Raw genomic sequence first — 23,525 nt, forward strand, 5'->3', positions numbered from 1 at the left:
CAAATCCGCTAAAACCCACGCATTCCCAAAGGCTTCAGAGTTTTTCACGGGCGACTAGCTTACGGTATGGTAAGGGCACGCGCGGCGCAGCCAGTCTGCTTCAGGGACGGGAAAGCGTGATCCACATCGTCAGCGATGGCGTTTGGTCCAAAGTGCCGGTCTACAAGGCGGCTGCGGCCATCAGCCGGGATCGCCGCCCTTGAGTGCCCGATAGGCGCTGGCGCGCCCGATTTTCAGGCGCGTGGCAATCTCGGTTGCGCCTGCCCCCCCTCGACGCCAAGCCCCCGAAGGAACGGTTCCTAAGTCGCCGGGACGCGCCAAGGTCTCGCGCGTGACCACAAGTGCAGGCCACAGTCGCTAAAATGACAGGTCCCGAACCGCATGTTCGGACCTAACTAGCTCCGCAACTATTTATCTGATCTTACGAGAAATGCCTGGTAGCGGAGGAGGGATTCACACGAAAAACATAAGATACTGATTTATAACAACGTTCTTGATCGTCGTGCCGATAATTCCGCTCAATCCACCCCCAATTTTACCCCTTCGCGACAGGCCGTGCCGAAATATCGACAGGCCGACATGCGCGATCCCTGCTACGCCCGAGAACGCGGCTGTTTACAGTGTGATCGCAGAAAGGACCGCAGACTATCGACAAACACCACGGTTGCACGGCCGACCTTGGCTGCCTCGATGTCGCCGGAAGCGATGAGCTGGTAGATCTTGGATTTGCTGAGCCCCGTCATCCGTACTGCGTCGGGAATGCGAACGCTTATCGGCCCAATCGGGGGCGCGTCGTCGCCATTCGTTGCAGGCTGCCGGGCCGACATCGGACTATTTCTTACGTGCCCGGCTGAACGAGCGGTCGCTCGCCAGGAAGCCGCTAAGCATGAATGGAATGAGGTCCGGTACGGACTCGCGTCGGCCGTAGGCCGCCTCATAGGCCTCGGCGTAGTCGTTCAGCGCTTCGATGAGATCCGGCATGACGTTGATCGTGATCTTAGCCGGCGTCCGATCGGGCAGCCTTGGCAGCTTCAAATCAGCCATGACGGCCTCCCCAGGGTCCGGGCAATATGATGTCTTTGTGCACGACCACCCGTAGCGGCCAGCCGGGACGCACGCGCAAGGTCGGCTGGATATTGAGATTGCGCGTGACGAGCTGATCGCCGGCGCGCGCGCCGCTCTGCTGCGCTGACTCGCGGATCGCCCGGACAAGGTCGCTTTCGGTGCTGCCGAAGCTCAATTCAGTGCCGACGCCCAGCAGTGTCGACAGGGCGACGCCCTTCAGAAGTTGCCAAGTATGCCGGTCGATCCGGTCGGACAGACCCGCATAGCCCTGCGTATCGGTCGCCGGCACATTGTCGATACGAATCGACGAGCCGTCGGGCAGGATAATCCGCTGCCAGACGACCAGCGCACGGCTCTGCCCAAACGCTACAACGCTGTCGTAGCTGCCGATCAGCCGCGATCCTTGCGGAATGAGCAGACCGCGCCCGGTCACACTGTCATAGACGTTCTCCGTGATCTGCGCGGTGACGAGCCCGGGAAGATCCGAGTTGAGCCCGGTTATGAGGCTCGCGGCAATGATGCTGCCGGCCTGCAAGGTCCAAGGCGATACGGACTGCGCCAGCGCGTGCGGATTGATGTCGTCGTCGCGATTGGCGTGGCCGACCAATTCGTTCTTGCGCCCCTGGGCGTTAGGATCTCGGTCAGGGTCGAGGAGCGGCTTGGCAGTCTCGGCCGATGCTGGCGGAACACTTGCATCGGTAGTCACCGGTGCAGGGGCGGCGGCGCGACCGCCGCCCGCCAATTGCAGCATGACGCCAGACTCGCGTGCGGCCTTCTGCTCAGCGGCGATGCGCTGGCGCTCGGCTTCGGCTTCCTGCGCGGCCCGGCTCACCGCATCGGCAGCGGGGTCAGGGGGAACCATCCCGCCAAGCTGCCGCTGGCGCTCGAGGATCGGCCGCCCGAGATCACCGGGAAGCGGTAGCCCGAGCTTCGGCACGTCGCCATAGCTCGTCGGCGCGCCCGCGAGCGCATCAGGCGGCGCCTTCGCGCCAACCAGCTTTTCATCGCTTCGTGCGATCAGGCTCAGGGTCGCGGGCTTGAGCGCCAGCCAGGCGACGCCGATGATCGCGGTCGAGCCGGCGGCAGCGATGGCGACGATCGCACCGCGGCGAAAACGGGTGACGCGGCCCGGCGCCGCGCGCAGAACGAGCGTTTCGGGGTCGGCTTTGGGCGCCGCGATCGGCGCGGAAGAAGCGGTTGGATCGGTCACGCGCCCCTCCCGGCCTTGCGCTGCCGGCTCTTCGGCTGGGCGGCGGTGATACGGACAATCTGCTGTTTCTTGCCGCCAAGGCGCAGCTCGGCGACACCGAACAGGCGGTCGACCACATAATAGCGGCCGGCGACGCGATAGTTGACGAGCTGGGCCTCGCCATCCTCGCCAATCACGAACAGCGGGGGCGCCTCACCCACGGCGATCGCAGGCGAGAACTCGATGTAGGTCTGCCGCCCATCGTCGAACGCGCGCAGCGGCCGCCAGGCCGGCTTGTCGCCCGAGATCGCATAGTTGAAGTTGAGGCTTTCGACCGAGAGGCCCGACGCGATCGGCGTCGCCGCCACGGCTGCATCGCGCTGACGCCGGAGCGCGATCAGCTCGTCATGTGGATAGGTCCAGGAGATCGCCGCCATCGCGGTCGCGGGCGTGCTTTCGAGCTGGAGATGGTAGGTCCGGCGATCGGTAGCAATGACAAGGTTTGTGCGTAGGCCCGCCGAAAACGGCTTGACGAGGATGTGCACGCGCTTGCTTTCGCCGATGCCGCTGGTGGTATCGCCGACAGTCCAGCGCACGGTGTCGCCGGCGGCGACGGACACAATCGTTTCGCCCGGCTGCAAGGCAATGTCGGTGATGCGCTCGGGCGCGGCATAGAGCCGGTAGAGCACGCCTTCCGCCCAGGGATAGACCTGGACGGCATATATATATCCCGCGCTCGACGGCTCGCGCAGTGCCGCCCGGTTGGCGGCAGTGACGCGCGCGGTGGGTGACGCGGGTTCGCGGCTCTGCGCAGCGACGCCCATGGCAAGCGCCATCGCGCTCGCCGCCAGGATGAGGGCACGGATCATTGGTCGGTCCTTTCGGGGGATGGTGCGGCTGCGGGTTGAGCAAGGGTCGGATCGAGCGGCGAGCCCAGCGGAATGTCGGTGGGCGGCGCGACCGGGAGTGATTGTGCGGGATCGGGCACGGCCGATGGTTGCGGCGAAGGCGGCCGGTCCTGAGGCGTTTCCAGTTCGCGGCTCCAGTCGATCGCGTCAACATAGAGACCGAGCGGGTTTTTTCGGAGCACATCGGCCAAGCGCGGCGGCTTGATCTTCACCGTGAGCATCGCCGTCCAGCGTGACGTGCTGGCGAGGCTTCCCCGCTCATATTGCTGCTCGGTCCATTTGACCTGGAAGCTCGTATCCGACGCGCGGACGACGCTCGTCACCTGCACCGAAACCGTCTTGCGCCCGACATCGGCGAACGGATTGGAGGTGCGGGCATATTCGCCGAGGAACAGTGACGCACGTTCGGTCGCGAAATCATAGGCTGATAGCCAGTTTTCACGCATCAATACCGGATCGAGCGAGCGCGCTCGAACGCCGGTGATGAACCGGCCGAGGAACCATGCGATCTGCGGATCGGTCGGCCGATAGTCCTTGGCGGCAGGCGCGACGGCCTGTGCTTGCCCGAGTGCATCGACCTCGACCACATAGGGCACGACGCGGCTTTGCATCGATTGCCAGACCAGCGCGCCCGACAGACCAGTGGTCAGGAACAGGCCGCCGAAGGCCATCAGCCGCCAGTTCTTCGCCTGTGCGCGAGCCGAGCCGATACGCTCATCCCAAAGCTGGCCCGCTCGTTGGTAGGGTGTCTCGGGTTCGGGCGTTCGCCCATAGCGCTGCAATGCGCGTCGAAATTTCATCGCTCAGTCCCTTTCCTTGATGTCTGGAGTGGCGCCAGCGCCGCCGCGGTCGCCGCCCTGGATTGCGTGGATCGCCATCTGGCGGCGGTGGCGAGCATTCTGGCTGGCATGAAGCTTCTGCGCCCAGGCGGGTGTTCCTTCAGCTGCGCCTATCGGCGCGGCTGCGGGGGCGGCGCCGCCGGCACGGGTGCTTCCTGCTTCCCATGCGGCGCGCTGCCCACGATCGGCGGCAGCGCTAACGCCGAGACCGCCGCTCATCCGGTTGGCAGCCGCGCCGCGCATGGCGGTCGCAACGCCGCCGAGGCCCGCGCCGACGCTGGTCGAGCCCGAGGTTTCCTGCCCGAGCTTGTAGGCAGTGGATGCGGCAGACCCCATCGATGTACCGGCGCGGATCGCGCCGAGACCGGCCCCCGCGAGACCGCGTGCCGCGCCGACGGCGCCAGCGCCTGCCATCGCAAGACCTCCGCCGGCAAGCACGGTAGTGGCGATCACCGATCCGGCGCCGAGCTGCGGCGCGCCGGCGACGAGGCCGGATGCGATTCCCGGGCCGAAGATGGAGAGGCCAAAGATCGCGAGGCTCGCGAGCATCAGCGACACGGCCTGTTCGATCGACACCTCGTCGCCGGTGATCGCACTGGTGAAGTCGGCGAAATAGTTAGAGCCGATGCCGACGATGACCGCGAGCACCATGACCTTGATGCCCGAACTGACGACGTTCCCGAGCACCCGTTCGGCGAGGAACGACGTGCGGTTCCACAGCGCAAAGGGCACGAGCACGAAGCCGGCGAGCGAAGTAAGCTTGAATTCGAGGATTGTGATGAAAAGCTGGATCGCGAGGATGAAAAAGGCGGCGATGACGACGACCCAGGCGATCACCAGCACGGCGATCTCGATGAAATTGTCGAAGAAGGCGATCGGGCCAACCAACTCCTTCGCCTGCTCGAGGAGCGGCCATGCTGCCTCGAAGCCGGTCCCGGCCAGCTTGCCGGGTCGCAATAAATCGTCAGCCGTAATCGCGCTGCCCCCTGCGGTGAGGCCGAGGCCGGCGAAGCTGCGAAAGATGATATCGGACAGTGTCGAGAAGCTGTTGAGGATCAGGGCGAAGACGCCGACATAGAGGATCTTTTTGAGGAACTTGGCGATGACGTCGTCTTCGCCGCCGAGCGCCCAGAACAGCCCGGCGAGCGTGATGTCGATGCCGATCAGGATCGTGGTCAGGAAACCGACGTCACCGCCCAACAGGCCGAACCCGCTGTCGATGTAGGAGGCGAAGGCCTCCATGAACTGATCGATGACATTCAGGTCATCCATATGGGCGGGTTCCTGCTTGAAGTTGAAAGGTGTCGCGGGGACCGGCGGCCATGAGAGGGGCAAGCCCTACGGCCCCCGCGACGAGACAGGTTCGGACCCGGGGGGAGCTGGGGGCGCGGTCCTCGCCTGCCTCAGCTCATTGGCGTGGCGTGTAAGCCTTGCCGTCGCCGAGGAAGCGGCGCGTCGACTCGCGTGCCTCGCGCGCGATCTGGCCCCGCTGCGCCTGCTCGACCGATTCCGCCCGGAACTGCGCCGCCATCATTTGCTGAAGCTGGAGCTGCTGCTTGGCGGTGAGCGCGAGAAGCTGGTTCGTGGCCTGCTGCGCCTGAAGCGAGCCTTCCGCGCCCTGGCTGCGCGCGACGATGTCGGCGAGCGCCTGCGTGTCGCTCCGTACGTTGTCGACGATGCGGTTCTGGACCCCCATCGTCTGGCGAAACGCGGACATCGCGGTATCGAGTTGATCGCGTGCGCGAGCCACACGCTGATCGCGGCGGAACACCTGATCGAACTCCTGCGGGTAGAGCTGGCGGAAGCGCTCGTCGAGCTGATCGATGCGGAAGTCGACGCCCTGCGCCTGGCCCATGAGCTGGTCGATCTGCTGGAGGCGCTGGCGAAGCTCCTGAAGTTGCGGGAAATCGATCCGGGACAGGTTCTTGCCCTGGTTGATCAGCATCTGCGCTTCGTTCTGGAGACTCTGGATCTGGTTGTTGATCTGGGCAAGCGTGCGCGCGGCGGTGAGCAGGTTTTGCGAATAGTTCGATGGATCGAACACACTGAGCTGGGCCGCGACGGGCGTCGAGGTCAACGCGATGCCGATACCGAGCGAGCCGACGGCGCCGAGCGCGAGAGCGGAGAGGCACGCATATTTGCGGATAGGGATACGGGGCACGGGAAATTACTCCTTGTCTTCTGGGGGGCGGGCGGCAGGGTGACGCCCAAGCAGGTCGGCCGCCCAATCGAGGCCGGCTTGGGAGAGAAAGGTCGCGGCGAAGTCGGCCTGGCCCTTTTCGGCCAGCACCGCGTCTATGCGCTTCTGGCTGTCGGGATCGGACGCGCCGCACAACGCCAGCGCGATCGGGCCTAGCCCAAGCTCGAACAGCCGGTTGCCGCGCGCTGATTGCAGATAATATTGCCGCTTGGGCGTCGCGCGGCTGACCAGTTCGATCTGGCGCGCGTTGAGACCGAAGCGGACGTAGACCGTCTGGCCCTGCGGCTCGATCGCCCGATCATTGGGCAGCAAGATGCGCTGCGGACAGCTTTCGATGATGGCCGGCGCGATCGTGCTGTCGGCGATATCGGCTAGGCTCTGTGTCGCGAACACGACGCTGACGTTCTTCTTGCGCAGCACCTTCAGCCACTCACGGATGCGCGCGGCGAACAGCGGGTGGTCGAGGAACACCCAGGCTTCATCCAGTACGAGAAGCGTCGGCCGCCCGGTGAAGCGCTCCTCGAGACGATGGAACAGGTAGGTCAGCACGGGCGCAACGACGCCCGCCTGCCCCATCAGCGCTTCAGTCTCGAAGCACTGCACGTCGGCGATCGCTAGATCGTCTTCGGCGGCGTCGAGCAGGCGGCCGAACGATCCTTCGAGCGTATAGGGCGCGAGCGCCGATCGCAGCGGTGCCGATTGCAGCAGCAGCGACAGGCCGGTGAGCGTGCGTTCCTCGATCGGGGCGGTCGCGAGATTGGTGAGCGCCGACCAGACGGCCTCCTTGATCTCGGGTGTGACCAGTACTTTCTCATGGGCGAGCAGCGCGCCGATCCATTCGGTCGCCCAGGCGCGTGCGTTGGAGCGATCGATGTGGCGCAGCGGCTGGAAGGCGATCGTTCGCCCGCCCACGTCATCGGCATGACCGCTCTCACCGCCAAGCCCGAGCGCGTGATGCGCGCCGCCCATCGCCAGCACGGCCGCGCGCGCCGAAAATCCCTTGTCGAAGACATAGACCTGGGAGTCTGGATATCGCCGGAACTGAAGCGCGAGCATTGCGAGCAGCACCGACTTTCCGGCCCCGGTGGGTCCGACGATCAGCATATGACCGACGTCGCCGACATGCGTGCTGAGACGGAACGGCGTCGAGCCGCTGGTTTCCGCATAAAGCAGCGGCGGACCGTCGAGGTGCGGATTACGCGCCGGTCCTGCCCATACCGAGGACAGCGGCATGAGATGCGCGAGATTCAGGGTGTGGACGATCGGTTGCCGGACGTTCGCATAGACATGGCCCGGCAGGCTCGACAGCCACGCCTCGACCACATTCATGCCCTCGCGGATGCAGGTGAAGCCGAGCCCGTTGACGATGCGCTCGACCGCGCGGACCTTTTCCTCGACGCGGGCGCGGTCGATATCGGCAACGGTGATCGTCGTCGTCAGATAGCCGAACGCGACATGATCGCCGCCGAGCGCCTGCAAGGCGAGGTCGGCATCGACCACCTTGTTGTCGGCATCGCTGTCGAGAAGCTGGACCGGCTGGTTGTAGATGACTTCGCGCAGCAGCGCGGTGATCGACTTGCGCTTGTTGAACCACTGCCGCCGCAGGCGAGTGAGCGCTTTGGTTGCGTCGGTCTTGTCGAGCGCAATGAAGCGCGTCACCCAGCGATAGCCAAAATCCTCATGGTTGAGTCCGTCGAGGATGCCGGGACGGCTCGCGTTCGGAAATCCGAGGATGGTGAGCGTCCGCAGATGCTCGTCGCCGAGCATCGGTTCGAGCCCGCCGGTCAGCGGCGTGTCGGCGAGCAGCCCGTCCAGATAGATGGGCGTTTCGGGCACGGCGACGACATGGCGGCGCGCGGAGATCGCACCGTGGAGAAAGGTCAGCATTTCGCTGTCGCCGAGCGCGCGCACCTCGGGCATGAAGCCTCTGAACAGGTCAAGCGCACGATCCGTCTCGGCGATGAAGCCGGCAAGCGCTTGTCGCCAGTCGCGGCCCTTCGCGTCGTCGCTGCGCTCGATCAGCGCTCGGCCCGCCGTGTCCGCCTGATCGGGCGGAGGCAGGAGGGTGAGCGTCAGATAATAGCGGCTCTCGAAATGCGCGCCCGCGCTTTCGAACGCCGCGCGCCGTTCCTCATCGACCAGCCACGACGCCGCATCGGGAAAGCTGCTGTCGGGATAACCCAGCGCTTCGCGCCGCTCGGCCTCGAAATGGAGTGCCCAGCCCGAGCCGAAGCGCTTCAGGACATTGTTCGCCCGCGCGCAGGCGGCGACAAGCTCGGCTTCGGTGGCGGATTCTAGATCGGGGCCGCGGAACCTGAGGACGCGCAAAAAGCTGCCGTCCTTGTTGAGCACCACGCCGGGCGCGACAAGCGCCGCCCATGGAAGATGATCGGCGAGCCGGTCGGCCTTCTGACGGTATTCGCGCAGATTCAGCATGACAGATGCCCCTTCTGGCGAAGGTGGCGGACAAGGACCGGGGCGAAGTCGGGATCGCGCTTGGCGGCGAACACCGCGAGAGTGTGCCCGAACGCCCACATGGCCAGCCCGGCGATCCACTGCTGGAGACCGAGTCCGAGCGCGGCCGCGATCGTACCATTGACGATCGCGATCGCTCGCGGCGCCCCGCCAAGCAGGATCGGCTCGGCAAGCGCGCGGTGCATCGGCGCCTCGAACCCCTCGATATGGCTGGCGCCATAGGAATTTGGCGCGTTCACGAGATGAGCGCCCCGCCGCCGAAGCTGAAGAAGCTGAGGAAGAAGCTCGACGCCGCAAACGCGATCGACAGGCCGAAGATGATCTGGATGAGGCGCCGGAACCCGCCTGCCGTCTCGCCGAACGCGAGCGTCAAACCGGTGACGATGATGATGATCACCGCGACGATCTTGGCGACAGGACCCTGGACCGATTCGAGGACCTGCTGAAGCGGTTCCTCCCACGGCATGCCCGAGCCGGCGGCCTGCGCGGTGGCGGCGAGCGCAAGCCCGAGGCCGATGGCGGCGCCGGTGAGGAAGATGCTCCGACGATCGGGAATACGGGCAGGAATACGGGACAAGCGCATGGTCATTCTCCTTGGGGTTCGAGGGCGTGGTCGGGAGTAAGGTCGAGGACGGCGTAGCCGCCGTCGGGATCGAGGCCGGCGACGCGCGCGATCGTGTCGACGCGGCGCGCGAGGCCGCGCCCGGCGATGAACACGATCATGTCGATGGCGTCGGCGATCAGCCGGCGCGGAACGGTGACGACGCTTTCCTGCACGAGCTGCTCGAGCCGGTAGAGCGCCGACACTGCCGAATTGGCGTGGACGGTTGCGATGCCGCCCGGATGCCCGGTGTTCCAGGCTTTGAGCATGTCGAGCGCTTCGCGCCCGCGCACCTCGCCAACGACGATGCGATCGGGGCGGAGCCGCAATGTCGAGCGGACAAGATCAGCCATCGTGACGCCGCCGGCTCCGGCAGTGCCAATCGTACGCGTGCGCAGCCCCACCACGTCGGGCGCGGCGCATTGCAACTCACGCGTGTCTTCAATGATGATGACGCGTTCGTCGAGGTGCGCCATCTCGGCGAGCAGCGCGTTGGCAAGCGTCGTCTTGCCCGAACTGGTGCCACCCGCGACCAGGATGTTCTTGCGCTCGACCACGGCCATCGACAGCAGTCGCGCCGTGTCGGCGGGCATGATGCCGTCCCGCACATAGTCGAGCAAAGTGTAGATGCGCGCCGCGGGCTTGCGGATCGAGAAGCACGGCGCGAGGCTGACCGGCGGCAGGATACCCTCGAACCGCTCGCCCGCGCCTTCGCCGTGCGGTGGCAGCTCGGCTGACACGATCGGCGCATTGCCATGAACCTCTGTCCGTGCGTGGCTGGCAACCAGGCGGATGATCCGCTCGACCTGCGCGGGCTCATATTTGGTGCCGGTATCGATCCGGCCTTCGCCGAGTCGATCAAGGCGCAACACGCCGTCCGGGTTCACCATGATCTCGATGACCACCGGATCGGCCAGCGCTGCGGCGATGGTCGGCCCCATCGCGGTGCGCAGCATCGCGCGCCGACGCCCTGCGGAATTATCGGAGCCGAAAAGCGTGTCGCTCATCGCCCACCTCCATTGTCTTTCGCGGAGGCAGCAAGCGTGCGCTGGCCGCTGGCGAGCGCTTCGCCGACGCGGGCAATGAACGCCTCGAAGCGGTCTCGGCCGATCGCACGCGCCGCTTCGTCGGCTTCGGCCAAAGGGGCCTGCACCATCAGTTCATAGCGGATGAACAGCGCCAGGCTCTCGAGCAGCACATGCCCGTCACGCTCGACACGCCCCAGCGCGAGCGACATGCGATCGAGCCGCTGGCTGAACTTGTTCTCCAGCTCGCTCGCCGCCTGCCGGTTGAGCCAGGCGGTGAGCGCGTCGGTGAGGATCGCCGATTTGGACGCGCCGGGCTGGCTCGCCAGCGCCTCGAAGCGGTGGCTCAGATCTTCGGGCAGGAAGAGCTGGTAGCGGACGCGGTTGGGTTTGATCGCGGCCATTGTCAGAAGTCCGGCAGCATGTCGGCGCTGCGACCCTGATTGATCGCGTGAGCGCGGATCAGCGTGCCGGTGGCGCCGGCGCGGTCCATCGCGTGCTTGTCGGCGATCGTGTCGGTGTCGTCGCTGTCCAGGCCGAGCAGGTCGAGCTGCTTTGGCGGCTCGGGTTTTTTGGCGGGTTCTTCGCCGAGGCCGGGGTGGCGCTGCTGTTGCAAGCCGCCGTCCTCATCCGCCTTCGCATCGTCATCGGGCTTGCCGAGCCGGGTATCGGGCGCGCGGACCAGTCCGCTCCAGTCGTTGGGGCGTGCCTGCGGCCGGTCGGGATAGTCTCCGGGCGCGGGCTGCGGCGGCGGTGCGATCCGCTCGCGGAAATTGCGGTCCTCGTAATAGCGCAGCTTCCTCGCGCGGATCGGGGCCATGCCGGAGACAAGGACAAGCTCATCCTTGGGCGGGAGCTGCATCACCTCGCCGGTGGTCAGGAGTGGCCGGGCGGTCTCCTGCCGGCTGACCATGACGTGCGCCAGCCAGGGCGCGAGCCGGTGGCCGGCATAGTTGCGCATCGCGCGCTGTTCGGTGGCGATGCCGAGCGCGTCCGAAATCCGCCGCGCCGTGCGCTCGTCGTTGGTCGCAAACGCGACGCGGACATGGCAGTTGTCGAGGATCGAGTTGTGCTCGCCATAAGCCTTCTCGATCTGGTTCAAGGACTGCGCGATCAGGAAGGCGCGCACTCCATAGCCCGCGAGAAAGGCAAGACTGGTCTCGAAGAAGTCGAGCCGCCCCAATGCCGGGAACTCGTCGAGCATCATCAGGAGCTTGTGCTTGCCCGCCCTGGCGGGATCGGCATCGAGCTTTTCGGTGAGGCGGCGGCCGATCTGGTTGAGCACCAACCGCACCAGCGGCTTGGTGCGGCTGATGTCCGATGGCGGGATGACAAGGTAGAGCGAGACCGGATGGCCGGCCTCGACGAGATCGGCGATCCGCCAGTCGCAGCGCGATGTCACCGCGGCGACGGTCGGGTCGCGATAGAGCCCGAGAAACGACATTGCGGTGGAGAGGACGCCGCTGCGCTCGTTCTCGCTCTTGTTGAGCACCTCGCGCGCCGCCGAGGCGACGACGGGATGGATCTGCGGCGCATCCTTCGTGCCGAGGTGATTGGTGGTCATCATCCGCCGGAGCGTGGCGGTGAACGGCCGCTGCGGGTCCGACAGGAATGTGGCTACCCGTGCGAGCGTCTTTTCTTCCTCCGCATAAAGGACGTGGAGGATCGCGCCGACCAGGAGCGAATGGGAGGTTTTCTCCCAGTGGTTGCGCCGTTCGAGCGCGCCTTCGGGATCGACCAGGATGTCGGCGATGTTCTGGACGTCGCGGACCTCATGCTCGCCGCGCCGGACCTCCAGCAGCGGGTTGTATTTGGCGGAAGCGGGATCGGTCGGATTGAACAGCAGGACGTGGGAGAAGCGCGCGCGCCAGCCGGCGGTGAGCTGCCAGTTCTCGCCCTTGATGTCGTGAACCACGGCGCTGCCGGTCCAGCCAAGCAGTGTCGGTATGACCAGCCCGACGCCCTTGCCCGAACGGGTTGGCGCGAACGCCATGATATGTTCGGGGCCGTCATGCCGGAGATAGCGGCCGCGCGAGCGGCCCAGGAATACGCCGGCATCACCGTAAAGGCCGGCCCGCTCGATCTCGTTCGGCCTGGCCCAGCGCGCCGAACCATAGGTGGTGACGTGACGCGACTGCCGCGCGCGCCAGAGCGAGCCTGCGATCGCCGCGCCGCAGCCGATGAAACCGCTCGCGCCGGCGAGCGCGCCGGCCTTGTCGAAAACATGCGGCGCATAGGCATCGTAGTGATACCACCAGGGGAAGAGCGCCCAGGGACGATAGACCGGCGTGCTTCCAGCCATGAACCAGGCCGGACCAAGTTCGGGCTGGTAGGCGAGCATCGCCGCCGCCCATTGGGTCGCCGCCCAGAGGCCCGCGATCACGATTGCGAACACGACAAGGATCTGGCCGATGAGCAATTTGGTCGGGGTCACGTTGAAGCTCCCGCCCATACCGCCGGATGCGGTCGGGGCGCGGCTTCAAGACTCGGCTATGGGCCGCCCGAAATGAACGGAGCCGCTGGGGGCTGGTGGGTGACCGAAGGAGATCACTCGTCGGCGACTGACTCAATATTCCAGCTCTGTTCTTTTGATCGAGCTATGACCCGAGTTGATGATTCTGCCCTGTCGTTGTCCCTCGAGGTGGCACTGACCACCACACCGCACCGCCGATGACCCGCTACACCCTGCAAAAATCCGAGCTGCAAATTCGGGCTTGCGTGTCGGATTATCAGACATTATATCGCATTTAATGTAGTGAAATCGTGCGAGGCATGCATGGCGACAATCGCTCCTCCGCAGCCCGCGGCAACCGCGTTTCCCAAAGCCGACGCCATTAGGGCGTTGGTCGACGAACTGCTGCAAGTGGCCAGGGCTGAGGCACAGGTGCGCGGAATTGCCCTGCCTCCGGAAAACCCGAAGATCATCCAGGCGCCCGTGCCACTCGACTCCTTGTCCGTGGTCGACACGCTTTGCGCGGTGGAGCAGGTCCTCGACATCGAGCTTCGCGACAGCATCGTCCGCACCGGCGGCTACAATTCGATCGAGAAGGCGATTGACGACCTCCTCCCTAAGATCGAACGCGTCTGGGTTAAGAAGAAAGGGTCGAAGCCATGACCAATCTCGCACTCCGCCAGGAAGGCGACGAGCAGGAGCGGCGGCGCTTGGGCGACCGTCTGCGCGAAGCACGGAAATATCTCGGCCTCAAGCAGGAAGAAGTTGCTGCCTATCTCAAGATTCCCCGGACCGCGCTTACCGATATCGAGAATGGCCAGCGCCGCGTTGAAGCGATCGAACTGACGCGGCTTGCCCGTCTTTACCGCCAGTCGGTGGCCTATTTTACCGGCGAAGACGAGGCCTCCGCGAGCCTTCCCGCCGATGTCGCCCATCTGGCGCGACGCGTTGCGGCCTTGTCGACTGAGGACCGGGCCGAGCTGAGCCGGTTTGCCGAATATCTCCGCTCGCGGTCTGGCGGCGAACGGAGCTGATCGATGGCGTCGGATTATGCGAGCGCGGTTCGCGCTGGTACGATGGCAGCGGGCCGCCTGCATCGCGAACTCGATACGCGCGCACTGATCGAGACCCAAGGCGGCAGCGTCGATGTCTTCGGCGCGATCCATGCCGTGGGTCTACCCTTGCTGCTTCGTCCTCTGAAAGGCCTGCTCGGCGCCTATCTCAGCGCACCTGCTCCTGGCGTTCTCGTCACGACGGAACGACCGATGAGCATCCAGCGCTTCACGGCCGCGCACGAACTCGGGCATTTTTCGATGCGACACGAGCCGAGCCTCGACGATGAGAGCATCCTGCGCCGGATGCCGATGTCGCCCGAACCGGGAAACAACTTCGAGGAAACCGAAGCCGACGCCTTTGCGATCGCCTTCATGATGCCGAAATGGCTGGTGCTCGCGCACAGCGCGCGACAAGGATGGCAGATCGATCATTTCCGGCGCCCCAATGTCGTCTATCAGCTCTCGCTGCGGATCGGCGCCAGCTATGAGGCGACGTGCCGCACCCTGGTTCGCTACAATCTGATTTCGCCATCGGTGATGACCGACCTGCTCCGGACGCAGCCGCGCAGCCTGAAGGTCGATCTCCTCAAGGACTATCGGCCCGACAACTATCGCGGCGACGTCTGGCTGCTGACCGAGCGCGATGCCGGCTCGCGGATCGATGGCAGTCGCAATGATCTTTTCGTGCTGCAGCTCGAAGAACATAGCGGCGGTGGGTATCTCTGGGATCTCGACCAACTGATCGCCAGCGGCTTCGCCGTCGTTCGAGACGAGCGTGAGGCAATCGACGGCGATGGCATCGGTGGTCCCGTTGTCCGCCGTGTCACCGCGGCGCCCGATGCGCCGCGGCGCGGCCGCATGTCGCTCGACGAGCGGCGGCCGTGGCAGCCTGCGCCGGCCCTCACCAGCCTGACGCTCGATTTCGACCTCACCGGCCCGGAACAGACGGGCCTGTCGCGCGCCGAACGGCGGCACCTGCTCGAGGCCGCCTGACGCCCCATGATCGATATCGTCCGTGACCTTCGGCCGCTGTTCGGGCCTGCGCGCGATCAAGGCGCGCGGCCGACATGCCTCGCATTCGCCGCGAGCGACACCCACGCCGGGCTTCGCGACGGCTGGGCACCGCTGTCGTGTGAATTCGCCTTTTATGCCGCGCAGAAACGGGCGGGCAGACCGCCGACGAGCGGCGCACTGCTATCCACAATGCTGGACGCGCTACGGCTCGATGGCCAACCCGACGAGAAAGGCTGGCCGTATCTGGCAGCGGTTCCAGCCGATCATCGACTGTGGACGCCGCCGGCGACCGTTGGCCCGCTCTATGGCCGCAACGGACAGAGGGATGGAACCGACCTGTCATCCATCCTTGCCGCGCTGGATCGTGACACGCCGGTGCTCATGCTGACGATGCTGTCACGGTCTTTCTTCCAGCCGCGCGGTGATGGCGTCGTCGATCCGGCGAACGACGAACTCCCCGAGCCAGCGCAACGGCACGCGGTCGTCGCGGTCGGGCATGGAACCGTGGACGGCACCCCGGCCATTCTCATCCGCAACAGCTGGGGACCAGGTTGGGGCTTGGAAGGCCACGCCTGGCTTACTGAGCGCTTTCTAGCGCCGCGCCTTTTCGCCACGGCAAATTTGACGGAGGAAGTCGATGTATCTTCCCATACCGCCGCAGCCTGACTGCGTTGCTGGCTGGCGCGAGGCGGTCCGGCTCGTCGACCTCGCCACCGGACACCAGGCGCAGAATGTCGTCATCTCCGTGGCCGAGCCGACTGCGCGCGCAACACTCGCCGATCCCGTCGTGGCGGAAGTCGATGCCTTCCTTTCGGGCCATGGCAAGAAGCCCATCGAGACGGTCGCCAACACGATTTTTCCGGCAGCGCTGTACAGGCGCTACGGCGCGCCGCAATTCTTCGACCGGTTTCGCGACAACGTGCTGCCGAAGGTCCGGAGGTCGGGCGCTTGGTCGGGCTATTATTTCGAACGGATGATGGAATTGCCCCGCGCCGACGGCCAGCCAATCAATCAAATCTGGGGCATCGTCGAGCGCCTGCGCAACCCGAACGTCCGAGCGCTCAACAAATTCGAACTGCTGATCTTCGACCCCGCCCGCGACGTGAATGACTCGCCCTACGGCGGTCAGTGCCTGAGCTTTGCCAGTCTCAAGCTGATCGGCAAGGGCGACGATCGTCGCCTCGGCATGACCGCGCTCTACCGCAATCACTACTATATCGAAAAACTGCTCGGCAATCTGATCGGCCTCGGCCGTCTGCTCGAATTCATCGCCAAGGAAGGCGGGGTCGCGCTGGGTCCGCTCACGATCGTCTCGACCAACGCCACGGTCGACACCGCCAACTGGAACCGCGGCGATCTTAAGCAACTCTTTGAACGCTGCGATCAGGCGAGCGCACATCTCCGTGCTGCGGCGTGAGGCGCGCCCAACGGCAGTTCTAGCGGCTCATCGTTGTCATCCGCGACACCGTACAGGCTGAACATGCCCTCGATGAACTCGCGCTGCCCGCCGTAGCTCGGATGGCGGACCGCGGTGGTCGGAATGTCGAGACCGTCCAGCGCCAGGTGAGCGTCGCGCCCGATCGCGACGATCTGGCGGGGCCGGATCATTGACACGAGGGCTTGCAATATCGGCCAGGTCGCCTCGCGCTCGCTTCGCGTGTGGCATCGGTTCGACATCGGATCATCCGCTTCATGGGGATGGAACGGGAAAACGTTCCAGAGCATGACAGGCTGACCGATCCGCTCTAGCACACGCCAGACGATCGCCGCGGTGCGCTCCGCCACGGCGGGTCCCTGCGTCGCACGTTCAAATGCGATGCCGCCCATCAGCGTGCCGGCATGTCCGAGGTGAATTTCGTCGGTCAGCGGTACGCCCGTACGCCGCCCCCCGCGATAGCCGAGATCACGCGCGATCCAGATCGTTTCGACGCGATGATCAAGCGCCGCGGTGAGCAGCATTTCGAGATTGTCGCGGCGCCGGGCGGCGGCGTCGCTGCGGTCATGGACCGTGCAGCGATCGCGCCAGGGATTGAACACTGAGGGAAGTTCGGTCGCCGCCAGGGTGGACACAAAGGATTTCGGGGTCATGACGGCAATTCCTTGATACGCAGGCGGCGATTGGCGAAGTCGATCAGGACGCGGCCGCGCCGATGCTCCTGAAGGAAGCGGAAAGCCGTATAGCCCTGGAGGATCGCTTCCTCCCAAAGCCACAGCGGACAGCGTTCTGATTCGTAGCCGGCGACGAACTGGCGGACATGCTTCAGCATGTCCAGCGGAAGGCCACCGCGCTTCACGTTTTCAAAGTACCGGAGTTGCTGCGCTTGTCCGAAAATCCAGGAAGTTATGCCCTCTTCGATGAGAATCGCCCGAGCACCGTCTTCGGCGTCGTCGAGTTTCGGATCGCTCTTGCGCTTGAGACGGAGCAGCGCACGCAGCACTGGCGACCAGCCAAGCACCGCGACATAAGCGTAGTGAAAGACATCGTGGAAACGATAGTCGTCGGGTTCGAGCGCGTTGTCGGTGAGCCGGTCGCCGACATACACACCGCTTGAGCGTTGATACACGAATGTCTGCCCGCGAACGGTGCGTTCATAGACGTCGATCGCCATCCGCCGCGGCAATTGCTCTTCTGGGTCGAGCGCCGCATCGGTCGGCGCCGGATAGATGCGCTCGCGCGGCCAGCGATCGAAGATCTTGTGAAGATTCTTCACGGCGGCAGCCTCGATGGTAACACCGGATTCGTTTGCCGCCTGGATCAACCGGCGCATGACCGCGACCAGCCGGCCCGCGAGTGCTTCGCGGTCCTTCGCAAGACCGCCCGCCTGGAAATCGTTGATGAGCAGCCCAACGTCGCCTGCCAGCGCGAGCAGGCTATGCTCGAACTGCGGCATCGGTGCCTTGGCAAGCGGAATGTGCTGCGGCTGCAGCGCATGGAAACTGAGCGTTTCGTTGCCGCCCGTCTGCCATTGTCCGCCGTTTGTCGCCGCGGCGGCAGCGATGTCGCTGAGCGCCATGCGGCTGCGCCGTGCGATCGCCGCCAGATACCAAAGGACGTCACCAAGCTCTTCCGCGACGGCGTGAGCGTAACCCAGGTAGGAGGCATCGTCGCGCTGCTTTTTCTTGGCCTCACTGAGCAAGCTGCCGACTTCGCCGAAAAGGCCAAGCATCGAGAAGCCCAGTGCGCGGCCACCGCTGCGTTGATCAGTCCGCGCGGCCTGCTTCGCATAATCCGCAACAGTGAGAGCTTCGAAATCCTCGCTCATCGCCTGCCCTTCCGGCGATCCGATATCGCGTCTGCGGGGACGCTCACGCCATAGGCTTCAAGTGCCCGCAGTACGATCATCCGGATCGGCTCGCGGGAATCGAGCGACCGTTGACCGAGATCGCGTTTCGTAACGGCAGGAATCTGCACCTGAAGATGCTCGTCGCCGACATCGGTTTGCGCTGCGATATTTTTCATGAATCCATGAAAACATAATTTCATGAAAATAGAAAGCCCGAATCCTCCGGATCAGGAGACGCTCGGCCCGCTGCGCTGCCGCCCGAGTGTCCAGTTGATCCCGCCGTCGCGCATGATGCCCGAGACCGATTTACCGACATGGCGATCGAGAACAGAGCGCCACGGCACCAGCGTGAAATCGCGCGACCGTTCGATGAGCGCATGGCGACCACTCGTCATCTCGACTGCGCGCACGAGCCTGCCTTGAACAGCCTCCCCCTCTCTGGCCTCGGCGAACGGAACGCCTAACTTGTCGGAGAGCTGGCGGGCGACACGCAGCAATTCTCGCCGCTGGAGCGCGGCGAGCATCCCTCGCCGATAGACCGTCTGCCCATCCTGTTCGTCTGCAAGCTGTTCGGTGATCAGCCATTGCCGTCGCATCGCCTGCGCTGAACGAACCTCGTGCCCGAACCCAGCATCGCGCACTGGCACCGGCGCTTCGGCGACCAGCTCGCGATCGAGCCAGGTCGCGGCATCGGTTCCCGGTAATTTGTCGAGCGGGATCGCCGACAGGGTTTCAATGGCAACGGGGTGGTCGCGGAACTGCATGGCTTCGAACCTCTCGACCCTGGCGAGATGGTCCGGCGCGATGATCCAGCTTCCGTCGGGCTCGCGCTCGACGACGCCCGAGATTTTTCGCATCGCTTCAAGCCGCCGGACATGCGTTTCGGCGAAGCGTTCGCTGGCGGTCGGATCGTGCTTCAGATGGGCGTCGATCGAATAGCGCCCGCCGTTCGCCGCCGCGATCTCGTCGATCGTCCGATCGACGGCGCGAATGCCGCCCTCGCGTGGCGCGATCCGGACGATGGCATTTTCGGGGATCGTGTCGACCAGCTCGCCCTTGCCGATCTCGGCATAATGGGTGCGCCCGTCGATGCCGTCGACCAGCAGATAATGACGGTCTTCATGTTCGTCGGCGAGCCCGCGCATCACGACGCGGCCGATGATCGGCGTCGCCTCCTTCGCGACCGGGTCGTAGATGACGCGATCGACCGCAGCACGATCGAGCTTCCGCGCGGTCAGCTCGCGCTGCATGGTGCGGATGATGTCGCCGCGCTCGCCGATCTGGCGCAGTGTGTTCGCAAGGTCGGGCTCAAGCCGCCAGGTGCCGTTGCCGACATGCGAGGCGAGTCCCATGCGCCCGAGTTTCTGCAGGCGACCGACGCGAAGCGATTGCTGGAAGGGATCGCCATCGCTCGCGCTGACCAGCCGCGCGGTATCCATGTCGCGGATCAGCCGTCTGTCGATCGCGGTCAGCCGCTCGGCACCCGTATCGCTGCGAAGCCGCTCTTCGATTTCAAGGTCGGTGCGCGGCCCCAGGTCGAGGTTGACGATCTCGATCGCCCGCTGCCGGCTCCCGTGCGAGATATACTCGCGCGCGATCAGCAGATTCTCACCCCGATCGTTTACGCCGCGCACCACGATATGCGTGTGCGGATGGCCGGTATTGAAATGGTCGACCGCCACCCAATCGAGCTTTGTCCCAAGATCCTGCTCCATCTGCGTCATCAGCCGGCGCACGAACGGCTTCAAGTCGGGATACTGGTCGGCGTCCTCGGCCGACACGATGAACCGGAACTGGCGGCGGTCGCCGTCACACCGTTCGAGGAACGCCTTGCCATCGGCGACGTCGCTGTCGGGCGAGTAGAGCGCACCAGCCTCGCCCTCACGGGTCACGCCGTCGCGCTGAATATAGCGAAGGTGCGCCTTCGCACCGCCCATGCCTTTCCCGCCAAGGCCGACAGGCCGTATCTTGACGATCACGCGGCGCGACCGGAACGCGCCCAATCGGTCGCGCGATCTGAGCACCCGCGCAACACTCGCGCCGCGCCCGATCCGGCTGCCGTCGAAACGGCCGCGCCTGCCCGTTTTCATGCCGGCCCGCTTTGCCGCTTTCACGACGCGGCTCAGGTAGCGCTGCTCCTTGCCCCGGCCGCGCATCCGGCCCAGCTGCGGTTCGAACTCATCATCGCGCATAGCGGCGTCCTTCCATGCCGGAATGACGCTCCCCGCCGATAAGAATGGCGCGTCCTCGCCAGAGCGCAAGGAGTCTCGCGATTGGGATCGGAAAAGCCCAGAAAACCGCCACTCCTGGTAACCCTGTCTCGCACTCAAAGGGCGAGTCTCGCAAAAGCCTTCAAAAAACGATGTGCAGACAAACACTTACAAAATCGCGAGATTTTGCCTCTATCTTGCCATCGAGCCCGACTGCCACCTGCCGCCCCAGACGCCCGCTTTGCCTTCCCGCCTTCCCGATCAAAAAAGGGGAGCGGCGCCATGCGGCACCACTCCCGCGAACCTGCCCCTTCAACAGCGCATCGCCTTATTGCCAGCCTGCCTGTTCGGCCTGACGCAGCGCCCGATTGCACCGCTTCAGCCTCTTCTCAGCGGCCCTTAATTCGGCTTCGATCTGCCGCCGTTCTCCCGCGTCATCGCACCATGAAAGCTCCGCGCGAAGCTCCTCGATCTGTTGTTCAACCGACATCTCATCCTCCTGATACAAGCGAAAGATGAGCCATCGCCCGGCGGGGAGCGGGCGGGGTCAACCACCGCGCAGCGGCCGCGAAGCGGGCGACGGGGGAGCCGATTTTCTCGTCGCCGGAGTGGAGCGAAGCGGAACGCAGGTGGCGTGAAAATTGGGGGAACCGTCGATGGTTGAGGCGGTCCGTTCGCCGCCGGATACTCGGTGCTTGCTGAGCGGATTTCTTCCTCTCTGCAGGCCCGCAAGCGCGTTCCGGTGCAGGAAAAGGCCCACGCCAAGCCCTCAAGGCATGAGGAAAGCCCCGCGCCGGGTGACCGGCGCGGGGCCGATCCGGCTCAGTCGCCGGGGTTCCAGATAACGGCGAACGCGTCGTCGTCGTCCTGCCCGGCGGCGCGGCCGAGATTGGCGTAGAGGGTGCGGCCGCCAAGTTCGGGGGCCGACATGGCGAGGCGGACATATTCGCGCTGGCTCACCTCGCCGGTGCGGATCCAGCCGCCGCCCAGTTCGACGCCGTTCGACAGCACGCGGTAGTCGGGCTGGTCCCCGGTCTTACTGCGGTTGGGGATGATGGCGATCTCGGCATTGACCGAAAGCGTCTTCAAGGCGCCCCGGAACGAACCGTCGTTCTGGCGCTGGACATGACCGATTGAGGGCATTTCTCGTCTCCTTGCACATTCGCCCGACCCGATGCCGGGCGATGGGCGGACCGAAGGGACGGCCCTTGAGCGCGCTGCGAACCGCAGGCCGAAGCGAAGCGGAGGACCGGAAGCGCGGGGCTGATTTGGAGCGAAGCGGCCGCGAGGAGCGCCGCCAAAGCGGCGCGGGGAAATCAGTTCCGCGCGATGGTTTCGCGAGGCGCGCGGCCGTCCCAGGTCATGCGCCCAAGGAGCCGGCGACGGGTTGGTGAGACACGAAAGGACGAGATGCGCGCGCGGACAGGAAGCCCAGTCCGGCGTCTTTCCGGGAAGCCATGATTGCTTTCGCGGCCACGAGGCCGCGGCTATAGCCTCACGGCGATGAACGAAGGAACGACGATTGCGGGGCAGATCGAACGGCTGATCGTGCGGCTGGACGGCGCGGCGGTGTGCGATGCCTGCGTGACTGACCGGCTCAACCTGTCGGTTACCGCACAGGCCAATGTCGTCACCTGCGCGCTCGGCGGCACGCGCGGATTCGAGCGGCAGAAGGACGAATGCACGTTATGCGGAAGCGCCCGGACGGTGATCCGCCGCACCGCCCGGTAGGTCAGGCGGCAGGGGTTTTCGGCACGCGAGCGCGCAGTGCGGCGCGATTTGGGCTAGTTGCCGTCGCCCGCGAGCGCGCGCGACAGCGCCTCGTTGGTCGCGTCGATCTCGATGCGGTCTGCGAAAATCGCGCACCAGCCGCCACCGAACTCCCCGATGCGGGGCTTGGAACAGGTCATGGCCCATTCAAAGCCGATCGGCCCCTTGGCGAGCGTTTCGGGGCAACATCGCTGGATCACCACCGCGATGGCAGCGGCATCGAAATCGTCCATGCTGGCGAAACACACGATCCGCGCGGATGGATCGTCGGGGCAGGTTTCAGCGATGAAATCGGCTCCGATGGTGGGAAATTCGGGATCGTTGAACGCCTCGCGAAACCCGCTCCACCGCGCGTTCGCATCGTCCGGCGGAAAGGCTGCGAGCAGCGCCGCGCTCGGCGGATCGGGCGCGTCGTCATTCGCTAGCGCGTAGCCAGCGTTTGCGACTTCCTCGATCAGCGCGCACTCGGCGGCGGTGCAGCGAAAGGCGAAGCTGCCCTGAATCCAGATGTCAGCCATTGCTCGCCTCCTCCCGTTCGGGCGTGATGACAAGCGGGGGCACCGCGAAGTCGGCCGCATCGAAATGCGCGATGATCGCCGCATAGCTGCCCAATCGCTCGGCGGTGCAGCGCCCCATGAGGATATAGTCGTCCTCGTCGGCAGCGTAGCTTTGCGGTTCGCCGCTGCCGGTGAACACGGTGCGTTCCGCACCCCACTGGCAGGCATAGGCGCCCGACCAGCGCGCGAAGAAAAGCCCATGCGCGATGCAGAAGGCTTCGAGTCCCTCGAACCGCCCCCAGGCGACCTCGTGCGCCATGAGCGCCAAGGGCTCGCCCTCGGGCAGATCGCCGAGCGCGAAGGGTTCGCCGTCCCATTCGGTGGACAGCCCTTCGTTCGCGATGGCCTCGGCGAAGGCGGGAAGCTGGCTGGCGGGGAGCGTCCCGCCGATGGTGATGGATGCCGAAACACGGTCGGCCATGACAAGTCTCCTGTCTGAAATCCGCGCCGCGAGGGCCGCTTGCGGCCGAGCGGCGCGGCGATTTTATGGGGGACGGAACGGGCGGCGGGTGCGCCGCCGCCCGTCCAGTTTCATGCGGCTTCGCGCTCGGGCTGTTCCTGCGGCTCGGCCTTGGCAGGGGCCGGAAGCGCAATCACCGCGCCGGGGCCGGTCGGTTCCGGCTCGCGGTCGGGGCGCGCCGCGAGCACCTTGGCATGAGCCGCGACGGTGCCGACGCCGCCGCGCGCCGTATAGGTAGCGGGCGGGAACGCCATCCATTTCGGCACCCAACCCTCGACCTTGGGCCGCCCGTTCGCACCCTCCAGATGGTCGCGGACGATGCGCTTCAAGACCTTGCCCGGTTCCTTCGCATTGGCGGCGGCGACAGGTTCGCCCGCCACCTCGGCGACGATGCGGGTCAGCACCTCCTTGTCGCGGACAC

28 protein-coding genes and 1 pseudogene are annotated in these 23,525 nt (G+C 65.4%); 7 read left to right on the forward strand and 22 right to left on the reverse strand.

Annotated elements, in window-relative coordinates; genetic code table 11:
* On the forward strand, nt 1–203 hold a 203-nt coding region (locus AX703_RS28205), incomplete at its 5' end, for a hypothetical protein (protein ID WP_231735385.1).
* A 390-nt stretch (nt 204–593) separates the two neighbouring features.
* Here AX703_RS28205 and AX703_RS28640 read toward each other — a convergent pair.
* The 13 genes from AX703_RS28640 to AX703_RS05065 form a co-directional block, all read right to left on the reverse strand.
* On the reverse strand, nt 594–827 hold the full coding sequence (locus AX703_RS28640; protein ID WP_051035681.1) for a helix-turn-helix domain-containing protein: 234 nt from the start codon (nt 825–827) through the stop codon (nt 594–596).
* Between the two features lie 4 nt (nt 828–831).
* Nucleotides 832–1,044 carry a DUF2274 domain-containing protein gene (locus tag AX703_RS05010; protein ID WP_017499928.1) on the reverse strand — a complete coding sequence of 71 codons (213 nt, stop codon included), beginning with the start codon at nt 1,042–1,044 and terminating at the stop codon, nt 832–834.
* Complete coding sequence (locus AX703_RS05015) at nt 1,037–2,275, reverse strand: TrbI/VirB10 family protein (protein ID WP_017499929.1); 1,239 nt, start codon at nt 2,273–2,275, stop codon at nt 1,037–1,039. The genes AX703_RS05010 and AX703_RS05015 overlap by 8 nt, the downstream gene beginning before the upstream one ends.
* Nucleotides 2,272–3,123: a P-type conjugative transfer protein TrbG gene (gene trbG, locus AX703_RS05020; RefSeq protein WP_006635655.1), complete on the reverse strand. Its 852-nt coding sequence runs from the start codon at nt 3,121–3,123 to the stop codon at nt 2,272–2,274. The genes AX703_RS05015 and trbG overlap by 4 nt, the downstream gene beginning before the upstream one ends.
* Nucleotides 3,120–3,962 (reverse strand): conjugal transfer protein TrbF, encoded by an 843-nt coding sequence (trbF, locus tag AX703_RS05025; protein WP_026108910.1) that lies wholly within the window; start codon nt 3,960–3,962, stop codon nt 3,120–3,122. Before trbF ends, trbG begins: the two co-directional genes overlap by 4 nt.
* Before the next feature lie 3 nt (nt 3,963–3,965).
* A complete protein-coding gene (gene trbL, locus AX703_RS05030) occupies nt 3,966–5,273 on the reverse strand; it encodes a P-type conjugative transfer protein TrbL (protein ID WP_017499931.1) in 1,308 nt (435 codons plus the stop codon).
* A gap of 136 nt (nt 5,274–5,409) precedes the next feature.
* Entirely contained in the window at nt 5,410–6,162 is a 753-nt protein-coding gene (gene trbJ, locus AX703_RS05035; protein WP_017499932.1) for a P-type conjugative transfer protein TrbJ, read from the reverse strand.
* A 6-nt stretch (nt 6,163–6,168) separates the two neighbouring features.
* Nucleotides 6,169–8,637, reverse strand: a complete 2,469-nt coding sequence (gene trbE, locus AX703_RS05040) for a conjugal transfer protein TrbE (protein ID WP_017499933.1) — start codon at nt 8,635–8,637, stop codon at nt 6,169–6,171.
* The gene (locus AX703_RS05045; RefSeq protein WP_051035683.1) at nt 8,631–8,861 is read right to left on the reverse strand and encodes a VirB3 family type IV secretion system protein; all 231 of its coding nucleotides are present in this window, start codon (nt 8,859–8,861) and stop codon (nt 8,631–8,633) included. Before AX703_RS05045 ends, trbE begins: the two co-directional genes overlap by 7 nt.
* Nucleotides 8,862–8,911: 50 nt before the next feature.
* Nucleotides 8,912–9,265: a TrbC/VirB2 family protein gene (locus AX703_RS05050; RefSeq protein ID WP_017499935.1), complete on the reverse strand. Its 354-nt coding sequence runs from the start codon at nt 9,263–9,265 to the stop codon at nt 8,912–8,914.
* Nucleotides 9,262–10,284, reverse strand: a complete 1,023-nt coding sequence (gene trbB, locus AX703_RS05055; protein WP_017499936.1) for a P-type conjugative transfer ATPase TrbB — start codon at nt 10,282–10,284, stop codon at nt 9,262–9,264. Before trbB ends, AX703_RS05050 begins: the two co-directional genes overlap by 4 nt.
* Nucleotides 10,281–10,706, reverse strand: coding sequence for a hypothetical protein (locus tag AX703_RS05060; RefSeq protein ID WP_017499937.1), 426 nt, complete (start codon nt 10,704–10,706; stop codon nt 10,281–10,283). The genes trbB and AX703_RS05060 overlap by 4 nt, the downstream gene beginning before the upstream one ends.
* Nucleotides 10,707–10,708: 2 nt before the next feature.
* Nucleotides 10,709–12,736 (reverse strand): conjugal transfer protein TraG, encoded by a 2,028-nt coding sequence (locus AX703_RS05065; protein ID WP_038292469.1) that lies wholly within the window; start codon nt 12,734–12,736, stop codon nt 10,709–10,711.
* A gap of 342 nt (nt 12,737–13,078) precedes the next feature.
* Between AX703_RS05065 and AX703_RS05070 the strand changes: the two genes are divergently transcribed.
* Genes AX703_RS05070 through AX703_RS05090 form a run of 5 tightly spaced genes read left to right on the forward strand, consistent with a single transcriptional unit; the run spans nt 13,079 to nt 16,240 of the window.
* The gene (locus AX703_RS05070; protein ID WP_017499939.1) at nt 13,079–13,417 is read left to right on the forward strand and encodes a hypothetical protein; all 339 of its coding nucleotides are present in this window, start codon (nt 13,079–13,081) and stop codon (nt 13,415–13,417) included.
* Nucleotides 13,414–13,788 carry a helix-turn-helix domain-containing protein gene (locus AX703_RS05075; RefSeq protein ID WP_017499940.1) on the forward strand — a complete coding sequence of 125 codons (375 nt, stop codon included), beginning with the start codon at nt 13,414–13,416 and terminating at the stop codon, nt 13,786–13,788. Before AX703_RS05070 ends, AX703_RS05075 begins: the two co-directional genes overlap by 4 nt.
* Before the next feature lie 3 nt (nt 13,789–13,791).
* Entirely contained in the window at nt 13,792–14,802 is a 1,011-nt protein-coding gene (locus AX703_RS05080; protein ID WP_017499941.1) for an ImmA/IrrE family metallo-endopeptidase, read from the forward strand.
* 6 nt (nt 14,803–14,808) lie between these two features.
* Nucleotides 14,809–15,489: a C1 family peptidase gene (locus AX703_RS05085; RefSeq protein WP_017499942.1), complete on the forward strand. Its 681-nt coding sequence runs from the start codon at nt 14,809–14,811 to the stop codon at nt 15,487–15,489.
* Complete coding sequence (locus AX703_RS05090) at nt 15,461–16,240, forward strand: hypothetical protein (protein WP_017499943.1); 780 nt, start codon at nt 15,461–15,463, stop codon at nt 16,238–16,240. Before AX703_RS05085 ends, AX703_RS05090 begins: the two co-directional genes overlap by 29 nt.
* On the opposite strand, the gene AX703_RS05095 is transcribed toward AX703_RS05090, so the two are convergent.
* The 6 genes from AX703_RS05095 to AX703_RS05120 all read right to left on the reverse strand — a co-directional run bounded on the left by AX703_RS05095 (nt 16,207) and on the right by AX703_RS05120 (nt 21,460).
* The gene (locus AX703_RS05095; protein ID WP_017499944.1) at nt 16,207–16,911 is read right to left on the reverse strand and encodes a uracil-DNA glycosylase; all 705 of its coding nucleotides are present in this window, start codon (nt 16,909–16,911) and stop codon (nt 16,207–16,209) included. The two genes, AX703_RS05090 and AX703_RS05095, sit on opposite strands and share 34 nt — an antisense overlap.
* Nucleotides 16,908–18,086: a nucleoside triphosphate pyrophosphohydrolase family protein gene (locus AX703_RS05100; protein ID WP_017499945.1), complete on the reverse strand. Its 1,179-nt coding sequence runs from the start codon at nt 18,084–18,086 to the stop codon at nt 16,908–16,910. Before AX703_RS05100 ends, AX703_RS05095 begins: the two co-directional genes overlap by 4 nt.
* Complete coding sequence (locus tag AX703_RS05105) at nt 18,083–18,283, reverse strand: hypothetical protein (protein WP_017499946.1); 201 nt, start codon at nt 18,281–18,283, stop codon at nt 18,083–18,085. The genes AX703_RS05100 and AX703_RS05105 overlap by 4 nt, the downstream gene beginning before the upstream one ends.
* A 51-nt stretch (nt 18,284–18,334) precedes the next feature.
* On the reverse strand, nt 18,335–20,299 hold the full coding sequence (gene rlxS, locus AX703_RS05110; protein WP_017499947.1) for a relaxase/mobilization nuclease RlxS: 1,965 nt from the start codon (nt 20,297–20,299) through the stop codon (nt 18,335–18,337).
* A gap of 346 nt (nt 20,300–20,645) precedes the next feature.
* Nucleotides 20,646–20,807: a hypothetical protein gene (locus tag AX703_RS27765; RefSeq protein ID WP_168196079.1), complete on the reverse strand. Its 162-nt coding sequence runs from the start codon at nt 20,805–20,807 to the stop codon at nt 20,646–20,648.
* Between the two features lie 332 nt (nt 20,808–21,139).
* Nucleotides 21,140–21,460, reverse strand: a complete 321-nt coding sequence (locus AX703_RS05120) for a DUF736 family protein (RefSeq protein ID WP_017499949.1) — start codon at nt 21,458–21,460, stop codon at nt 21,140–21,142.
* Between the two features lie 360 nt (nt 21,461–21,820).
* Between AX703_RS05120 and AX703_RS05125 the strand changes: the two genes are divergently transcribed.
* A complete protein-coding gene (locus AX703_RS05125; RefSeq protein ID WP_017499950.1) occupies nt 21,821–22,048 on the forward strand; it encodes a hypothetical protein in 228 nt (75 codons plus the stop codon).
* Nucleotides 22,049–22,101: 53 nt separating this feature from the next.
* On the opposite strand, the gene AX703_RS05130 is transcribed toward AX703_RS05125, so the two are convergent.
* From AX703_RS05130 to AX703_RS27770, 3 genes and pseudogenes are all read right to left on the reverse strand, one after another.
* Nucleotides 22,102–22,605 carry a hypothetical protein gene (locus tag AX703_RS05130; protein WP_017499951.1) on the reverse strand — a complete coding sequence of 168 codons (504 nt, stop codon included), beginning with the start codon at nt 22,603–22,605 and terminating at the stop codon, nt 22,102–22,104.
* Nucleotides 22,598–23,065, reverse strand: coding sequence for a hypothetical protein (locus AX703_RS05135; protein ID WP_017499952.1), 468 nt, complete (start codon nt 23,063–23,065; stop codon nt 22,598–22,600). Before AX703_RS05135 ends, AX703_RS05130 begins: the two co-directional genes overlap by 8 nt.
* Before the next feature lie 110 nt (nt 23,066–23,175).
* Nucleotides 23,176–23,525 (reverse strand): annotated as a pseudogene (locus AX703_RS27770) (chromosome partitioning protein ParB); the annotation flags it as partial.

It is taken from the genome of Novosphingobium sp. CCH12-A3, assembly GCF_001556015.1.
Taxonomy (GTDB): Bacteria; Pseudomonadota; Alphaproteobacteria; order Sphingomonadales; family Sphingomonadaceae; genus Novosphingobium; species Novosphingobium subterraneum.